General features: G+C 66.5%; 16 protein-coding genes. 15 read left to right on the forward strand and 1 reads right to left on the reverse strand.

Features of this window, described 5'->3' with window-relative positions; genetic code table 11:
• Window positions 1–64 precede the first annotated feature (64 nt).
• From ACTPOI_RS20715 to ACTPOI_RS20780, 14 genes are all read left to right on the forward strand, one after another.
• Window positions 65–376: a hypothetical protein gene (locus ACTPOI_RS20715; protein WP_440112264.1), complete on the forward strand. Its 312-nt coding sequence runs from the start codon at window positions 65–67 to the stop codon at window positions 374–376.
• A 66-nt stretch (window positions 377–442) separates the two neighbouring features.
• Window positions 443–1,831, forward strand: coding sequence for a diguanylate cyclase domain-containing protein (locus ACTPOI_RS20720; protein WP_440112266.1), 1,389 nt, complete (start codon window positions 443–445; stop codon window positions 1,829–1,831).
• Between the two features lie 138 nt (window positions 1,832–1,969).
• The gene (locus ACTPOI_RS20725; protein ID WP_440112268.1) at window positions 1,970–2,437 is read left to right on the forward strand and encodes a CopD family protein; all 468 of its coding nucleotides are present in this window, start codon (window positions 1,970–1,972) and stop codon (window positions 2,435–2,437) included.
• Window positions 2,438–2,529: 92 nt separating this feature from the next.
• The gene (locus tag ACTPOI_RS20730; protein WP_440112715.1) at window positions 2,530–4,365 is read left to right on the forward strand and encodes an ABC transporter ATP-binding protein; all 1,836 of its coding nucleotides are present in this window, start codon (window positions 2,530–2,532) and stop codon (window positions 4,363–4,365) included.
• A gap of 85 nt (window positions 4,366–4,450) precedes the next feature.
• A complete protein-coding gene (locus ACTPOI_RS20735; RefSeq protein ID WP_440112270.1) occupies window positions 4,451–4,753 on the forward strand; it encodes a helix-turn-helix domain-containing protein in 303 nt (100 codons plus the stop codon).
• Between the two features lie 193 nt (window positions 4,754–4,946).
• Window positions 4,947–5,279 (forward strand): TA system antitoxin ParD family protein, encoded by a 333-nt coding sequence (locus ACTPOI_RS20740; RefSeq protein WP_440112273.1) that lies wholly within the window; start codon window positions 4,947–4,949, stop codon window positions 5,277–5,279.
• 1 nt (window position 5,280) lies between these two features.
• The gene (locus ACTPOI_RS20745; RefSeq protein ID WP_440112275.1) at window positions 5,281–5,934 is read left to right on the forward strand and encodes an AAA family ATPase; all 654 of its coding nucleotides are present in this window, start codon (window positions 5,281–5,283) and stop codon (window positions 5,932–5,934) included.
• 196 nt (window positions 5,935–6,130) lie between these two features.
• Complete coding sequence (locus ACTPOI_RS20750) at window positions 6,131–6,676, forward strand: MarR family winged helix-turn-helix transcriptional regulator (protein WP_440112278.1); 546 nt, start codon at window positions 6,131–6,133, stop codon at window positions 6,674–6,676.
• 101 nt (window positions 6,677–6,777) lie between these two features.
• A complete protein-coding gene (locus ACTPOI_RS20755; RefSeq protein ID WP_440112281.1) occupies window positions 6,778–8,253 on the forward strand; it encodes an efflux transporter outer membrane subunit in 1,476 nt (491 codons plus the stop codon).
• Between the two features lie 50 nt (window positions 8,254–8,303).
• Window positions 8,304–9,635: an HlyD family efflux transporter periplasmic adaptor subunit gene (locus ACTPOI_RS20760; protein ID WP_440112283.1), complete on the forward strand. Its 1,332-nt coding sequence runs from the start codon at window positions 8,304–8,306 to the stop codon at window positions 9,633–9,635.
• A 15-nt stretch (window positions 9,636–9,650) separates the two neighbouring features.
• Entirely contained in the window at window positions 9,651–11,294 is a 1,644-nt protein-coding gene (locus tag ACTPOI_RS20765) for a DHA2 family efflux MFS transporter permease subunit (RefSeq protein ID WP_440112285.1), read from the forward strand.
• A gap of 111 nt (window positions 11,295–11,405) precedes the next feature.
• Complete coding sequence (locus ACTPOI_RS20770) at window positions 11,406–11,609, forward strand: hypothetical protein (protein WP_440112288.1); 204 nt, start codon at window positions 11,406–11,408, stop codon at window positions 11,607–11,609.
• A 259-nt stretch (window positions 11,610–11,868) separates the two neighbouring features.
• Window positions 11,869–12,027, forward strand: a complete 159-nt coding sequence (locus tag ACTPOI_RS20775) for a DUF3309 family protein (RefSeq protein WP_069106699.1) — start codon at window positions 11,869–11,871, stop codon at window positions 12,025–12,027.
• Window positions 12,028–12,282: 255 nt separating this feature from the next.
• Window positions 12,283–13,974, forward strand: a complete 1,692-nt coding sequence (locus ACTPOI_RS20780) for a PAS domain-containing sensor histidine kinase (RefSeq protein ID WP_440112290.1) — start codon at window positions 12,283–12,285, stop codon at window positions 13,972–13,974.
• 17 nt (window positions 13,975–13,991) lie between these two features.
• On the opposite strand, the gene ACTPOI_RS20785 is transcribed toward ACTPOI_RS20780, so the two are convergent.
• Window positions 13,992–14,891 carry a LysR family transcriptional regulator gene (locus tag ACTPOI_RS20785; protein WP_440112293.1) on the reverse strand — a complete coding sequence of 300 codons (900 nt, stop codon included), beginning with the start codon at window positions 14,889–14,891 and terminating at the stop codon, window positions 13,992–13,994.
• A gap of 144 nt (window positions 14,892–15,035) precedes the next feature.
• On the opposite strand from ACTPOI_RS20785, the gene ACTPOI_RS20790 reads away from it, so the two are divergent.
• Window positions 15,036–16,559 (forward strand): CoA-acylating methylmalonate-semialdehyde dehydrogenase, encoded by a 1,524-nt coding sequence (locus ACTPOI_RS20790; protein WP_440112296.1) that lies wholly within the window; start codon window positions 15,036–15,038, stop codon window positions 16,557–16,559.
• Window positions 16,560–16,670 lie beyond the last annotated feature (111 nt).

The following is a 16,670-nucleotide window of genomic DNA, read 5'->3' on the forward strand; positions in this document are numbered from 1 at the left end:
AGCGGCCATTGGCAAGCCGCTCGGTCGGAGTAAATGCGGGTTGGGCAGACAGGAGGAAACCTCGGTGGATGGACACGCGCAGGAGCGGGATGCTGAAAAAACGTCGGCCATAGCCGACAAGTTGAGCAGCGTACCAGCAATCAACTGTGACGCCATTCAACGTTTCGTAACTGTTGGGTTTTATATAAAAAGTGCATGGAGTGCAATCAAGGAAAGCACCAGCAGCTATCAAAAAATGAGCGCGCCGGACGGTTTCAGAGAGGCAAACCGACGGCCGCTGGACATCCTCGGGAGAGGCACTGCACCGCCGTACCCCGGCGCGCGCAGATGGAAAACGGTGCCCGATGAAGCGCTTACGCAACACCCCGGTGCCTGAATGTCGCGCGCTGGCGCCCGTGGCCCGCTGGGGCCATCACAATGGATGCGCCCATCCTGCACGCACATGCCCCGCCCCATCCAAGACATTTCCTCGCTGAACGTGGTGGACCTTCTGCTGGACGCCGTGTGCATGGTGCGGGCCGACAGCGAGATCGTATTTGCCAGCGCTGCCTTCGAGCGCATTTTTGGCTACCGGCCTTCAGAAGCCATTGGCAAGCGCATGTTCGACCTGGTCCACCCCGACGACCGGGACGCCACGCGGGAGCAGGCGCTGCGCGTGAACGAGGGCAACCTCCAGCTGCAGTTTGAAAACCGTTACCTGCGCAAGGATGGCAAGGTCGTCCATATCCGCTGGACAGCGCGCTGGCTGCCAGAGCACCAGGTACGGCTGGCCGTGGCGCACGACATCACCGAGCGCAAGCGCACCGAGTCCATCCATGCGGCGGTGCTCGCCATTTCCGAAGCGGCCCATGCCGCCCAGACCCTGTCAGCGCTCTTGCTGCGCATCCACGAGATCATTGAAGGGCTGCTGCGCGCGTCGTACTTTGCAGTGGCGCTGCAGGATGCGGCCACGGGCGCGCTCGAGTACCCGTATGCGGCAGGCGATCTTGACGGGACCGCCGATCCGTCCCGCGACGCGCTGTGTGCAGAGGTCGTGGGCAGCGCCCGTGCCGTGCTGCGCAAGGGCGCCTGCGGCAATGCATGCCCCGCGGCTCATTCCGAATCTGCTGACGACCCGGCGCAGGGCGATCGCATTGCCTGCTGGCTGGGGGTGCCGCTGGTCACCTCGCGCGGCGCCATGGGTGCACTGGTCTTGCACAGCCCGCCAGGTACGGCCGGATACGACGAACGCGACCTGCAGATGGTGCAGCTGCTATCCACCCAGGTGGCCGCGGCGGTCGAGCGCACCCAGATGCTGGGCCGGCTGGAGCACCTGGCCCGCTACGACCAGCTCACGCATCTGCCCAACCGCCAGCTCTTCATGGACCGGCTGACCGTGGCCCTGCACCGTGCGCGGGAAGCACGCCACCTGATTTCCCTGCTTTTCATTGACCTGGACCGCTTCAAGCTGGTCAACGATACCCACGGCCATGGCATGGGCGACCTGCTGCTGCAACGCGTGGCGCAGCGACTGCTGGAGTGCGTGCGCGGTTCGGACACCGTGGCACGGCTGGGGGGCGACGAATTCGTGGTGCTGCTGGAGAGCGGGCAGGCACGCGACCACGCCACGCTGGTGGCCCACAAAATATTGGCCGCGTTTGTGCAGCCCTTCAATCTGGAGTGCACCAGCGTTGCGGTGAAGCCAAGCATTGGCGTGGCTTTTTTCCCGGACCACGGTGCGGACGAACACCAGCTGCTGGGGCGGGCCGATGGCGCGATGTACCTCTCCAAGCGGGACGGCGGCAACCGGGTGCAGGTCGCGGTTGTGCCATCCTCGGCGGGCCCGGGCTGACAGTGCGTCGGCCTTGTGCGGCGCCGCTGCGCAATCCAGCCATGCCCTAGGGGCAATGCACGCCCGCGCCGTGCACTGCACAATCGCGCAGCTTGCCGATCCATCGCCCACCGCAACCCTGCCTGCAAGGCCCCATCCATGATCTACAACCTGCTCAAGCTCACCCACGTCCTCTCGATCATCGTGTGGATCGGTGGGATGGTGTTTGCCCATTTCTTTCTCAGGCCCGCGGCGCTGCAGCTGCCTGCGCCCGAGCGCCTGCGGCTGATGCAGGACGTTCTGCGCCGGTTTTTTGCGGGCGTTGCCGTCGCCATCGGGCTGGTGCTGGTCACTGGCCTGTGGATGATCGGCCGCGTGGCCAAGCAGGCTGTGCAGTCGGGTGGTAACTTTGCCATGCCGCTGGACTGGACGATCATGGCTGCGCTGGGCATCGTGATGATGGCCATCTTCGGGCACATCCGGTTTGCGCTGTTCAAGCGGCTGACGCGCGCCGTGGCTGCGTCGGACTGGGCCACTGGCGGGCAGGCGCTGGCCAGCATCCGCACCTGGGTGGCCGTGAACCTGGCGCTGGGCGTGGCCATCGTGGCCATCACGCTGCTGATGTGAACACGGCTCCCTGAAGGGGGCCATTGCAGCGCGGGAACACACGGGCGCGCCGCCCGGCCTAACATCGGGAATTCAGGAGCCTGAATTTGCCTTTGTTCCGTTTTTTCGAATCCCGCGTCACCCCCTACCCTCCCGGCGAACCCGCCCTGCCCCCCCAGGGCTTCATGGCCTTTGTGTGGGCCTGCACACGCGGCGTGCGCCGCCCCGTAGTGCTGATGGCCGTGCTGTCGGCCGCCATCGCCGTCTATGAGGCCGCGCTGTTTGCCGTGCTCGGCCATCTGGTCAACTGGCTGGGCGAAGTGGCCCCGGCCCAGTTGTGGGCCGAGCGGCGCGGCACGCTGGCGCTGATTGCGGCCATGCTGGTGGCCAGCGTAGTGCTGGTGGCCCTGCAGACCAGCGTGAAGCACCAGGTGCTGGCCATCAACTTTCCGCTGCGCCTGCGCTGGAACTTTCACCGGCTGATGCTGGGCCAGAGCATGGCGTTCTATGCCGACGAGTTTGCCGGCCGCATCACCACCAAGATCATGCAGACCGCGCTGGCCGTGCGCGACATGATCTTCACGACCAGCGACGTGGTGATCGGCATGGGCGTGTACCTGGTGACCATCCTGGTGCTGCTGGCGGGCTTTGACGCACGCCTGCTGGTGCCGTTTGCGGCGTGGATGGTGGCCTACGGCATGGCCTGCTGGTACTTTGTGCCGCGCCTGGGGCAGGTGGGCAAGGCGCAGGCCGATGCGCGGTCGGTCATGACGGGGCGCATCACCGATGCCTACACCAACATCGCCACCGTGAAGCTGTTCTCGCACACCCGGCGCGAGTCGGAATTCGCCCGCGCGGCCATGGATGCCTTCAAGCTCACGGGCTACGCGCAGATGCGGCTGGTGAGCCTGTTCGAGATCGTCAACCAGGCGCTGGTGGTGGCCATGATCCTCGGCGCCTGCGGTACTGCGCTGTGGCTGTGGTCGCTGGGCGAGGTGGGTGCGGGCGCGGTGGCGGCCGTGATCGCCATGACACTGCGCGTATCGGGCCACGCCCACTGGGTGATGTGGGAGATGGCCACGCTGTTCGAGAGCGTGGGCACCATCCAGGACGGCATCAACACCCTGACCCGACCGCGCACGGTGGTGGATGCGCCGGGCGCCCAGCCGCTGGCGGTTGCGCGCGGCGAGGTGCGCTTTGAGGACATGACCTTTGCCTACGGCGATGGCGCCCCGGTGATCGACCGGCTCAACCTCACCATTCGCCCGGGCGAGAAGATCGGGCTGATTGGCCGCTCGGGCGCGGGCAAGTCCACCCTGGTCAACCTGCTGCTGCGCTTTCACGACGTGCGCGCGGGGCGCATCCTGATCGACGGGCAGGACATCGCTCAGGTCACGCAAGACAGCCTGCGCCGCGCCATCGGAATGGTCACGCAAGATACGTCGTTGCTGCACCGCTCGATGCGCGACAACATTCTGTACGGCCGCCCCGATGCCAGCGAGGCCGATTTGCACAAGGCTGCCGAGCGCGCCGAGGCGGCCAGCTTCATCGCCACGCTGACCGACCTGCAGGGCCGCACCGGGTATGACGCCCATGTGGGCGAGCGCGGCGTCAAACTTTCGGGCGGGCAGCGCCAGCGCGTGGCGATTGCCCGCGTGATGCTCAAAGACGCGCCCATCCTGCTGCTCGATGAGGCCACCAGCGCGCTCGACTCCGAGGTGGAAGCCGCCATCCAGCAGAGCCTCGATGGCCTGATGCAGGGCAAGACGGTGATCGCCATCGCGCACCGCCTGTCCACCATTGCCGCCATGGACCGCCTGATCGTGATGGACCAGGGCCGCATCATCGAAGAAGGCACCCACGCACAGCTGCTGGGCCAGGGCGGCGTGTACGCGCGGCTGTGGGGCCACCAGAGCGGCGGCTTTCTGGGCGAGAGCGAAGAGGACTGAGCGGCACAATCCGGGGCAGCCGCGGCCGGCCGCGCCTGTGCCGCCCCGGCTGTCGATTCGCACCACTTTCTGGAGCCCCACTGCCATGCCCCCTGCACCCGCCATCCAGCTCAACCTGCCCATCCCTACCGGCGAACAGCTCAAGGCGGCCCGCGTGGCCGCCGGCCTGAGCCAGGCCCAGGCGGCCGAGCTGATGGGCTATCCGCTGCAGACCGGCAGCCGTGGCGGCGTCCAGTCGCGCACCTGGCAGGCGCTGGAAAGCAGCAGCGACGAGCGCAACATGCAGGGGCCGGCTTTTGCGCTGTTCCTGCTGCTCACCGACCAGCACCCGGACTACCACCTGGCACCCCGGCACGCCCCCGGCCCCGCGCCAGAGTCCGCAAGCTGAACAAAGCCTGGAGGGGCGCCAAAAAGGTCTTAGGGCAGGTTTTTGGGGCCAAATCGGCCTTTAGCGCACGTATTAATTGCCTATGCCGCTATGGATTTTGATGATGCCAGCCACCGAAGCCCGCATGGCATCCGCCCAAAACACTGGCAATGTCACCCCAATTGGCGCAAAATGCGCCAATCAGGAGAACCCCATGGCCACCACTGCTTTCGCCTCCGTCAAACTTCCCAGCGCCCTGGTCGAGCAGGCGCGCCAGGCCGCGCAGCCCATGCGCCGCTCGGTGGCCAGCCAGATCGAATACTGGGCCACGCTGGGCCAGATCGTCGAGCACACTGGTCTGAGCGTGCCCGAGGCGCGTCTGGCCATCGAGCAGTATGAAACCGCCGCAGGCCAGCGCCAGCAGGCCACCGCGCCCACCTCGGTCGATGCGCTCACCGCCCGGCTGCTGACCGCGCAGGCCCGCGGCACCCTGGCCCAGCGCGTGCGCGGCGTGGTGCTCGAAAACCAGGCCAAAGCCAGCGCCTGAGATGGCGGCACGCAAGGCCGGCCCGGCCAGGCCGCCCGACGGCTCCGCGCCGCCCCAGGCTGCCCCCCTGTGGTTCCACCTGCTGGCCGGCCCCAACGGCGCCGGCAAATCCACTCTGTACCGCGCCCTGGTGCGCGAAGGCATCCTGGGCCCGCCGCTTGAATTCGTGAACGCCGACCTCCACGAAGCCAGCCACCTGCAGCACATCACTGACCGGCAGGCCCGGTCGGAAGCCGCGCGTCAATGGGCGGACGCCCGCCGTGCCGAACTGCTGGCCAGCCGCACCCCGTTTGCCAGCGAAACCGTGTTTTCGCACCCCTCCAAGCTGAGCCTCATCGACAACGCGCAGCGCCTGGGCTACACCGTGGCGCTGCATATCGTGGCGCTGGACGACCCCACCCGCCTGCCGGCCCGCGTGGCCCAGCGCGTGCGCGAAGGCGGCCACCCCGTGCCGGCCGAACGCATCCTGGCGCGCTACCCGCGCACCCTGCACAACCTCGCCCAGGCCGTGTGCATTGCCGATGTCTCGTACCTGTACGACGGTGAAGACATCGACCACGGCGGCCCGCAGCTGGTGGCTGTGCGCGCACCGGCGGGCACCACGCTGCTGCAAGACCCGCCGCCGGCATGGGCGGCACGCATGCTGGCGATCTAGCCATTGCGCATGGCAATTGGGACAAAAAGCCCAGGGTGCTTGTCGCGCGGTCTCATTCAGCTATTTATTCAATAGCACTTTTGAATGGATGCGGCTCCTGAGCGTCCTTGGTCGCGCTCCGTAGAAACCCTGATATCGAGTCTACTATTTTCTAATTGACCAGACAATCATTGTCTAGACAATTAAATTCACCGGCATGAATCCGAATGCCGATCCAGAGCCTGCGGGCTTTTACTGCGCCAGCCATCTCGAGCCACCCAACAGCGTGGGCTACCTGATGCGCCAGGTGATGTCGTCCATCCGCACGCAGGCCGACACCCGGCTTTCGACGCACGACCTCACCTACGCCCAGTGGCTGCCCCTGTACAAGATTTCGCGCAGCGCTGGCGTGACCGTCGCCGAACTGGCCCGCGAATCCGACGCCGACCCCGCGTCCATGACCCGTGCGCTCGACCGCCTGGAAGCCAAGGGGCTGGTGCTGCGCGAGCGCTCCACCACCGACCGGCGTGTGGTGCAACTCACCCTCACCGCCGAAGGGCAGGCCGTGGCCGCGCAGGTGCCCCAGGTGCTGGCCGACGTGCTCAACGGCCACCTGAGCGACTTCACGCACGACGAATGGCAACAGCTTCTGGCCTTGCTGCGCCGCATGGTGGTCAATGGCGAGGCCCTGCGCCAGCAGGACCCGCAGGCTGCGCCCTCCGCGCCACCGACCGCAGCACGCCCCGGGCGCGGCGCCACTTGACCGCTGCACGCCCACCACGCTGCCGCCCCATTGCCGCTTTGTCGCCGCTTTGTTGCCGCTTTGTTGCCGACGTTTCACCGCATTCCAGCCAGAACGCTTCCATGAACACCAGCCCTGATCTCTCCACCCGCGCTGCCGTGGCGCGGCACCTTGCCGTCACCGTGCTGGCCGCAGCTGCGGCCGCCGTGCTGCTGGCCAGTTGTGCCCAGCCGGGCCCCCAACACGTGCCACTGGCACCGACCACCGCCGCGGACGCGGGCCTGCGCGACACCCCCGCCCAAGCCATCATCACACCGCAGCAATGGTGGGAGGCGCTGGGCGACCCGGCGCTCAATGCACTGGTCGCCCAGGCCCTCCAGGGCAACCCCAGCCTGGCCGTGAGCCGCGCCCGGCTGGAACAGGCCGTGGCGCTGAGCCAGGCACGCGAGGCAGCCAACGGCCCGCAGGCCATGCTGGGCGTGGACGCCACCCGCCAGCGCTACACCGCCAATGGCCCGGTGCCCAAGCCCGTGGCTGGCAACACCTACAACAGCGGCACCGTGCAGGCCACGCTGAGCTGGTCGCCCGACTTTTTTGGCCAGCATGCGGCCGAACTGCAAGCAGCCCTGGGCCAGGCCCGGGCCGCCCAGGCCGATGCCGCAGCCGCTGCCAACACGCTGGCCGTCCAGGTCAGCCGCAGCTACGTAGCCCTGGCGCGGCTGGTGGCCCAGCGCGACGTGGCCGAGCGTGCCCTGGAGCAGCGCGAAGAACAGCGCAAGCTCACGCAGCAGCGCACCGCGGCGGGCCTCGATAGCCAGGTGGAGCTGACCCAGGCCCAGGGTGCCGTGCCCGACGCCCGCACGCAGATCGAGGCGCTTGACGAGCAGATCACCCTGGCCCGCCGCCAGCTTGCGGTGCTGACCGGCCAGGCCCCCGACGCGCTGCCCCGGCTTGCGCCCCGCCTTGCGGCCCTGCAGCCGGCCGCCGTGCCCGAGGTGCTGGGCGCCGACCTGCTGGGCCGCCGCCCCGACGTGGTGGCCGCCCGCTGGCGTGTGGAGGCAGCCACCCAGCGCGTGAACAGCGCGCGCAGCGAGTTCTATCCCAACATCAACATCGGCGCCTTCATCGGGCTGAACGCGCTGGGGCTGGACCATCTGTTCAGCGACAGCTCGCGCCAGATGGGCATCACACCCGCGCTGCGCCTGCCCATTTTTGACGGTGGCCGACTGCGCGCCCAGCTGGGCGGCCGCGCTGCCGAGCTGGACGCCGCCATCGCCCAGTACAACGGCGCCGTACTCGATGCCGTGAAGGAGGCGGGCGACGCCATCGCCTCCATCCAGTCGCTCACCCGCCAGCAAGCACTGCAGGACGAGGCCGTGGCCAGCGCCGAAAAGGCCTACCGCTTTGCACAAGAGCGCTACCGCGCGGGCCTGGGCAACTACCTGGTGGTGCTTTCCACCGAGAGCCAGGTGCTGGCCCAGCGCCGCCTGGCCGTCGACCTGCGCGCCCGCCAACTCGACACGCGACTGGTGCTGATGAAAGCACTGGGTGGCGGCTGGAAGGACGATACAGCCACGCTGACCACCGCTGCCCGATAACGCGCGCACCGCCCAAAACCACAAAAACACTTTCCAGAAAGACCACTGCCATGACCGCTCACAGTGAACCCCTCACACCCCGCGAAGCCGGCACCGCCCGCCGCCGCGGCCTCACCCTGATTGCTGCCACCGTTGCGCTGGTGGCCATCGGCTGGGGCGGCTGGCACTGGGCCAACGGCCGCCATGTGGAGACCACCGACAACGCCTACGTGGCCGGCAACGTAGTGCAGATCACGCCGCAGGTGGGCGGCACCGTGGTGTCCATCGGTGCGGACGATACCGACTATGTGAAGGCGGGCCAGGTGCTGGTGAAGCTCGACCCGGCCGACGCCCGCGTGGCGCTGGAGCAGGCCGAGGCCCAGCTGGCACAGGCCGTGCGCGAGGTGCGCACGCTGTTTGCCAACAACTCCACCCTGCAGGCCCAGGTCAGCCTGCGCAGCGCCGACCTGGCCCGTGCGCGCGCCGATGCCGCCCGCCTGCAAGACGACGTGAACCGCCGCGCGCCCCTGATGGCCAGCGGCGCCGTGGGCAAGGAAGAGTTCCAGCATGCCACCGCCCAGCTGGCTGCCGCCCAGAGCACAGTGGCTGCAGCCCAGGCCGCCGTGGTGGCCGCGCAGGAGCAACTGGCCGCCAGCCAGACGCAGACGGAAGGCACCTCCATTGAGCAGCACCCCAACGTGCAGCGTGCCTCGGCCCGCGTGCGCGAGGCCTACCTGGCCGTGCAGCGCGCCCAGCTGGTGGCGCCGCTGGACGGCCACGTGGCCAAGCGCGGCGTGCAAGTGGGCCAGCGCGTGCAGGCCGGCGCCCCGCTGATGACGCTGGTGCCGCTGAGCGACCTGTGGGTGGATGCCAATTTCAAGGAAAGCCAGCTCAAGACCCTGCGCATCGGCCAGACCGCCGAGCTGGCAGCCGATGTGTACGGCACCAAGGTGGTCTACCACGGCACGGTAACCGGGCTGGGCGCAGGCACCGGCGCAGCCTTTGCCCTGCTACCCGCGCAAAACGCCACCGGCAACTGGATCAAGGTGGTGCAGCGCGTGCCCGTGCGCATCGCGCTCGACCCCAAGGAAGTGGCAGAGTACCCGCTGCGCGTGGGCCTGTCGATGGAGGTGAAGGTGGACACCGCTGACCAGAGCGGCAAGGCGCTGGCCGACACGCAGCGCACCGCCCCCGTCACCTCCACCGCCGTGTATGACGAGCAGTTCAACGCTGCCAACGCCGAGGTGGCCCACATCATTGCCGCCAACCTGGGGCGCAGTGGCAAGGCCGCCGTGGCGGTCGCATCGCCCAAGGTGAGCAGCAGCAGCCGGTCTGCCGCGCAGGCCCAAAAGCACGCCGCGGCCCCGGCGCCGGCTGCCATGCAATCGCCCGTGGTGCAGTAAACAGGTGGACCCCGCATGAGTGCCGCCAACCCCACTGCTGACGCTGCCGGCTCGGCGTTTGCCACGGCAGGGCCTGCCGCTGCGCCGCCACCACCCGCTCCGCCCGGCCCGCCTGCTGCCTACCCGCCACTGCAAGGCACGGCCCTGCTGCTGGGCACGCTGTCGCTGTCGCTGGCCACGTTCATGAACGTGCTGGATTCGTCGATTGCCAACGTCTCCATCCCCGCCATTGCGGGCGACCTGGGCGTGAGCCCCGGCCAGGGCACCTGGGTGATCACCAGCTTTGGCGTGGCCAATGCCATTTCGGTGCCGCTCACGGGCTGGCTCACGCAGCGCTTTGGCGCGGTGCGGCTGTTCACCATGAGCGTGCTGCTGTTCGTGCTCACGTCCTGGCTGTGCGGCTTTGCCTCGTCGCTGGAGATGCTGGTGTTCTTCCGCGTGCTGCAGGGCCTGGTGGCCGGGCCGATGATTCCGCTGAGCCAGACCCTGCTGCTGGCCAGCTACCCGCGTGCGCTGGCGGGTACCGCGCTGGCACTTTGGGGGGTAACCACGCTGGTCGCGCCCGTAGTGGGGCCGCTGCTGGGCGGGTGGATCACCGACAACATCTCGTGGCCGTGGATCTTTTACATCAACGTGCCGGTGGGCCTGCTGGCCGGGTTGCTGACCTGGGGCATCTACCGCAAGCGCGAGACACCCATCCGCAAGCTGCCCATCGACACCGTGGGCCTGAGCCTGCTGGTGCTGTGGGTAGGGGCGCTGCAGCTCATGCTCGACAAGGGCAAGGAACTGGACTGGTTTGCCTCGGGCGAGATCATCACCATGGCGGTGATTGCGGTGGTGGCGTTCGCCGTCTTTCTGGTGTGGGAGCTGACCGAAAAACACCCGGTAGTGGACCTCAGGCTCTTCAAGGGCCGCAACTTCACTTTTGGCGCGCTGGCACTGTCGGTGGCCTATGCCCTCTTCTTCGGCAACGTGGTGCTGCTGCCGCTGTGGCTGCAGCAATGGATGGGCTACACCGCCACCTCGGCCGGCATGGCGCTGGCGCCGGTGGGCATCTTTGCCATCTTGCTCACGCCGCTGGTGGGCAAGAAGGTGGGCCAGTGGGACCCGCGCCGCATGGCCACGGGAGCGTTTGTGGTGTTCAGCACCGTGCTGTGGATGCGCTCGCAGTTCACGGTGCAGACGGACTTCATCCACATCTTGATCCCCACGCTGCTGCAGGGCGCGGCCATGGCGTTCTTCTTCATCCCGCTGACCACGCTGACGCTGTCCGGCATTGCACCCGATCGCATTCCCGCCGCGGCGGGGCTGTCCAACTTCGTGCGTATCACGGCCGGGGCCATGGGCACGTCGATTGCGACCACGCTGTGGGAAAGCCGCGCCGCCATGCACCATGCGCACCTGACCGAAGGGCTGGTGCAGGGCCAGGGAGTGTTTGCACAGACGCTGGACAACCTCACCGCATCCGGCCTCACGCAGATGCAGGCGCTGGCACAGATCAACCGGCTGATTGACCAGCAGGCTTTCACCCGGGCCGCTAACGACATCTTCCTGGGCTCGGCGGGGCTGTTCCTGCTGCTGATCGGGCTGATCTGGCTCACGCGCCGCCCTGCCCGCGCAGGCGGCGTCGCACCGGCAGATGCAGGCGGGGCGCACTGACGGGCGCTGCCTGGCAGCGTATCCGCGTGGTTCGCGCAGGCCTTTTTGCGGGGGCAACGCCCGTCCGCCATGCCGGCCCTCATACTGGGTCACCACTACGAAGGAATCGCGATGAGCCTGTTGATACGAGATACGTCGCCCAGCGAGAAACGCGGTAACGCCATGGCTGCAGCATTGACCCGTGAGCAACTGGAGTACGCCATCCAGATTGTCAAAACCGTAGCCCCCGAGAGCGCCAAAGACGGCGCGCTCATCGGTGCCGTGGTACAGACCATCGCGCTGAACTACGCCGCCGTGCCCCAGCCCAACCGATAGAGCTGGTGGGCCTTGCAAGGGCACCGGGAGGGCAATTTTTGGCCTTTCAGGCCGAAAGCCCAATTATCCATTGGGCCTACAGCTACATAATTTATAGCATCATCACCACTGAATCAGCGCAGCAGGAAAGGACACACGCCGCGCAACATCCCACACTGGCTGTCGGAATCCGCCGACCGTGGCGCGGGCGGGCGGCCTGCTGGGGCGTGGCATGGCCGCCCGAACAATGCAGACACCGCAACACAACAAGGAACATGCCATGTCGCTCTCGCTGATTCTCCTGATCGTACTGATCCTCATCCTGATCGGCGCACTGCCTACCTGGGGCCACAGCCGGTCGTGGGGGTATGGGCCCAGCGGCGGGATTGGACTGGTCGTGCTCATCCTGGTGGTGCTGCTGCTCATGGGCCGGATATAGGGCATGTGGCGCAGGCCCTGCGCTGGTAGCCCCGCGCACCGGTCCCACCGGTGGCACTGAAAAAAGGTCCTTTCGGGGACCTTTTTTCATGGTGATTCAGGAGCGTAGCGCCATTGGGAATTTTCCAGATATGGCACATTGGTCAAACCACCTTGGGGCCAAATAGTTCACATATGCTATTTAAAACGTAGGAATTACGAAATATATTAGTTATTATCGAACATTAAACACGCAAAAACGCTCAAACCACGTCACATGAATCCTACCCTACCGCCGTTGGGCAACCTGCGCCAGTTCCAGATTCGCCTGATGAGCGGCTTTCTGATGTGCACTGTAGGGATTGGATTCATCCTTTTTGCTGCGGGACTCCTCGGGTGGATTCCCACCCCGCCATCGTGGAACGCCACGCTGCTGGGCGGCAACGCGTTGATGATGGCGCTGTGGTGGGCCCTGCGCCGTTTCCCTGGCAGCTACGTGCCCATTGCCAGCTTCCAGATGGTCAACGCGCTCATCTTGTGCACGTATGCGCTGTGGCAACCCTTGGGGCACGAGCTGCGCATCATCTGGTACACCGTGGGCGTAGGCACGGCTTATCTGCTGCTAGGCCGGATGGCGGGGGTGGCGTGGACGTTGGCCGCGCTTGCGGTGGTGGTGCTGAGCAACCATACCCAGCCCACGCCCTATTCAAGCCACGCACTCATCGTGTTCTGCCTGGCGGTCGGCCTCACCAGCGCCGGCTTTTACCTCCTGGTGGGCCACGGATATCAGCTGTATCGCCGCCTGTCCGACCGCGAACAGATGTTCACGCTGCTGACGGAAAACGCGAAGGAGGTGATCTGGCACATCAACCCCGACATGACCGTGGCCTATGTCAGCCCGGCCGACGAGCGCGCGCGTGGATATGAAGCGACCGAGGTGGTCGGACGACCCATTTTTGACGTGCTCACATCCGCCGGCGAAGCCATGCTGCGCCAGGCCATCCACGAAAACAACCCGCTGGTCACCCTGCCGCTGCGCTGCAAGAACGGCGATGTGCGGTGGTTCGAGATGTCGGGCCGCCTCTATCGCGATGCCCTGGGCCAGCGGGCGGGCTATCTCAGCATCGGCCGCGACGTCACGCGACGCCTGGAGCTGGAAAAATCCCTGGAGGCCGAGCGCAACCTGCTGGAGGCGCGGGTCAAGGAGCGCACCGCGGCCCTGTCGGTGGCCAAGGAAGCGGCAGAGGCAGCGCTGCGCACCAAGAGCATCTTCCTGTCCAACATCGGCCACGAACTGCGCACGCCCATGACGCTCATCCTGGGCACCACGGAACTGTTGCACAGCCGACTGAGCGACGAACGCCTCAAACCCCTGCTGCAGGGGGTGATGGATGCGTCCCGAAACCTCATGCGCCTGCTCAACGACCTGATCGACCTTGCGGTGCTGGAATCACGCCAGGTGGCCTTCAACTTCTCGACTTTTTCGATGCACCAACTCGCTGCCAGCGCAGTGAGCCTGATCGAGCCACTGGCGCGTGAAAAAGGTCTTGGCGTGTCGCTGCTCACCCCCGCTGAAACGGCTGACGCGCTCCATGTAGGTGACCCCGAGCGCATTCAGCAAGTGTTGTTGAATCTGCTGGACAACGCCGTCAAGTTCAGCCACACGGGCCACATCCGGCTGCATGCGGAGATGTCGCAGAACCAGGTTCCAGGCGAACCCCACAGCCCAGTGTGGACCCTCAGGGTTGAAGACCAGGGCATCGGTATCGCACAGGCCGACCAGGACCGGATCTTCACGCTGTTCGAGCAGGTCGATGGGTCTGCTACCCGCGCGTTTGAAGGCGCCGGCCTGGGCCTGGCGCTGTGCAAGCGGCTGGTGGAGGCCATGGGCGGCAGCATCGGCGTGGAGAGCGAGCCCGGCCAGGGAAGCTGCTTCTGGGTGACGCTGCCCCTGACCAAGGCCGGCTGACGCGAAGCACTCTCTCTTTAGCGCACCGTACCCGGCAGCAGTAGTCCGTGCTGCGCCGCCACCGCCTCGCGCAAGAAGGCCCAGGTGACCTGCATGCGGGCAAAGTGCTTGGCTTCGGACGGCATGCTCATCCAGAACGTGCGGGTAAAGCGCCCCTGCTGCGGCAGCACGCGCGCGAGCACCGGGTCGCGGTCGGCCAGAAACGCCGGCAGCACCGCCAGCCCCGCACCCGCACGCACGGCCTCGTACTGCGCGGTGATGCTGGTGCTGCGAAACGCAAAGCGCTCGGGCCGGTGCAGGGCATCCAGAAACTGCAGTTCCTTGGTGAACAGCAGGTCGTCCACATAGCTCACGAAATCGTGGTGGCGCAGGTCTTCGGGCGTGGCCACAAGCGGCTTGCGCGCCAGGTATTCGCGCTGGCCGTACAGGTAGAGCGTGTAGTCCGACAGCTTGCTCACGATGACCGAGCCGCGCGTGGGCCGCTCCAGCGAGATCACGATGTCGGCCTCGCGCCGCGACAGGTTCACCATCCGCGGCAAGGCCAGCAGGTCTACCGACAGGTGCGGGTGCCGCCGCGTGAGCTGCGCCAGCTGCGGCGCCAGGATCAGCGTGCCAAAGCCCTCGGTGGCGCCCACGCGCACCAGGCCTGAGGGCCCCTCGTGCGAGGCTGGTGCGGTGCGCTCTGCCCCCAGCACAGCGGTTTCCATGGCTTCCACCGCGGGCAGCAGTTGCCGGCCCGCCTCGGTCAGGCGGTGACCGCCCGCATCGCGGGCAAACAGCGCCGCGCCCATCTGCTTTTCCAGCGCCTGGATGCGGCGCGACACCGTGGTGTGCTCCACCGCCAGCCGCCGCGCGGCAGCCGCTAGGGTGCCCGTGCGCGACAGCTCCAGAAAGTACCGCAGGTTGTCCCAGTCCATCGTAGGTCCTTGTGCTTCATGTGCAAATTTGCAGATCAAACGTGCATGGATGACTATTGTCCTGCGAATTTCGCACAGCTACCATCCAGACGTTGGCTGTGTCACCACGCGGCCCTTCACGACCCCCTTTGAGGAGACAACCCGATGAACGCACCCACTTCCACCGCCGTGCTGGCGCCTACCGTCAAGCTGCTGATCGGCGGCAAATTTGTCGAGTCCAAGACCACCCAGTGGCGCAACGTGGTGAACCCCGCCACGCAAGAAGTGCTGGCCCGCGTGCCGTTTGCCACGCCTGAAGAAATCAACGCCGCCGTGGCCTCGGGCAAGGAAGCCTTCAAGACCTGGAAGAAGACGCCCATCGGCACCCGTGCGCGCATCTTCCTCAAGCTGCAGCAGCTCATCCGCGAAAACATGGCCGAACTGGCCGCCATCCTCACGGCCGAGCAGGGCAAGACCTTGCCCGATGCCGAGGGCGACGTCTTCCGCGGCCTGGAAGTGGTGGAGCACGCGGCCGGCATTGGCAACCTGCAACTGGGCGAGCTGGCCAACAACGTGGCCAATGGTGTGGACACCTACACCGTGATGCAGCCGCTGGGCGTGTGCGCCGGCATCACGCCGTTCAACTTCCCGGCCATGATTCCGCTGTGGATGTTCCCCATGGCCATCGCCACCGGCAACACGTTTGTGCTCAAGCCCTCCGAGCAAGACCCGATGGTGACCATGCGCCTGTGCGAACTGGCGCTCGAAGCCGGCATTCCGCCCGGCGTGCTGAACGTGGTGCACGGCGGTGAAGACGCCGTGAACGCGATTTGCGACCACCCCGACATCAAGGCCATCAGCTTCGTCGGCTCCACCAAGGTGGGCACCCATGTGTACAACCGCGCCAGCCTCAACGGCAAGCGCGTGCAGTGCATGATGGGCGCCAAGAACCACGCCATCGTGGTGCCCGATGCGAACAAGGACCAGACCCTCAACGCCCTGGCCGGTGCCGCGTTCGGCGCGGCAGGCCAGCGCTGCATGGCGCTGTCGGTCGTCATTTTGGTGGGCGAATCGCAAAAGTGGATTCCCGAGCTGGTGGCCAAAGCCCAGACGCTCAAGGTGAGCGGCGGCACCGAAAAGGGTACCGACGTGGGCCCCGTGATCTCGTGCGCTGCCCGTGACCGCGTGGTGAGCCTGATCGAGCGCGGCATTGCCGACGGCGCCACCCTGGAGCTCGATGGCCGCAACCCCAGCGTGCCCGGCTACGAAAAGGGCAACTTCGTGGGCCCGACCATCTTCAGCGGCGTCAAGCCCGGCATGTCGATCTATGACCAGGAAATCTTTGGCCCCGTGCTGTGCCTGGCCGCGGCCGACACGCTGGACGATGCCATCGAGTTCATCAACAGCAACCCCAACGGCAACGGCACCGCCATCTTCACGCAAAGCGGCGCAGCGGCCCGCAAGTTCCAGGAAGAAATCGACGTGGGCCAGGTCGGTATCAACGTGCCAATCCCGGTGCCTGTGCCAATCTTCTCGTTCACCGGCTCGCGCGCTTCCAAGCTGGGCGACCTGGGCCCGTACGGCAAGCAAGTCGTGATGTTCTACACACAGACCAAGACCGTGACTGCACGCTGGTTTGATGACAGCACCAGCACCCAGGGTGTGAACACCACGATCAGCCTGAAGTAAGGCGAACTGGGCGTTGTGCCGTGCCGCGTGCATTGCGCAGCGCACTGGCTTCGACAGGCTCAGGGCGAACGGGTGGCGGTAGACCACAGCTTTTGGCGCAGGGCCTGGTCT

The organism is Acidovorax sp. BL-A-41-H1 (assembly GCF_051942715.1).

Excerpts from the sequence above, each read along its gene's own strand:
- ACTPOI_RS20720 (WP_440112266.1), top strand. The coding sequence starts at position 443 with ATGCCCCGCCCCATCCAAGACATTTCCTCGCTGAACGTGGTGGACCTT.
- ACTPOI_RS20725 (WP_440112268.1), top strand. The coding sequence starts at position 1,970 with ATGATCTACAACCTGCTCAAGCTCACCCACGTCCTCTCGATCATCGTG.
- ACTPOI_RS20735 (WP_440112270.1), top strand. The coding sequence starts at position 4,451 with ATGCCCCCTGCACCCGCCATCCAGCTCAACCTGCCCATCCCTACCGGC.
- ACTPOI_RS20740 (WP_440112273.1), top strand. The coding sequence starts at position 4,947 with ATGGCCACCACTGCTTTCGCCTCCGTCAAACTTCCCAGCGCCCTGGTC.
- ACTPOI_RS20745 (WP_440112275.1), top strand. The coding sequence starts at position 5,281 with ATGGCGGCACGCAAGGCCGGCCCGGCCAGGCCGCCCGACGGCTCCGCG.
- ACTPOI_RS20750 (WP_440112278.1), top strand. The coding sequence starts at position 6,131 with ATGAATCCGAATGCCGATCCAGAGCCTGCGGGCTTTTACTGCGCCAGC.
- ACTPOI_RS20755 (WP_440112281.1), top strand. The coding sequence starts at position 6,778 with ATGAACACCAGCCCTGATCTCTCCACCCGCGCTGCCGTGGCGCGGCAC.
- ACTPOI_RS20760 (WP_440112283.1), top strand. The coding sequence starts at position 8,304 with ATGACCGCTCACAGTGAACCCCTCACACCCCGCGAAGCCGGCACCGCC.
- ACTPOI_RS20765 (WP_440112285.1), top strand. The coding sequence starts at position 9,651 with ATGAGTGCCGCCAACCCCACTGCTGACGCTGCCGGCTCGGCGTTTGCC.
- ACTPOI_RS20770 (WP_440112288.1), top strand. The coding sequence starts at position 11,406 with ATGAGCCTGTTGATACGAGATACGTCGCCCAGCGAGAAACGCGGTAAC.
- ACTPOI_RS20775 (WP_069106699.1), top strand. The coding sequence starts at position 11,869 with ATGTCGCTCTCGCTGATTCTCCTGATCGTACTGATCCTCATCCTGATC.
- ACTPOI_RS20780 (WP_440112290.1), top strand. The coding sequence starts at position 12,283 with ATGAATCCTACCCTACCGCCGTTGGGCAACCTGCGCCAGTTCCAGATT.
- ACTPOI_RS20785 (WP_440112293.1), bottom strand. The coding sequence starts at position 14,891 with ATGGACTGGGACAACCTGCGGTACTTTCTGGAGCTGTCGCGCACGGGC.
- ACTPOI_RS20790 (WP_440112296.1), top strand. The coding sequence starts at position 15,036 with ATGAACGCACCCACTTCCACCGCCGTGCTGGCGCCTACCGTCAAGCTG.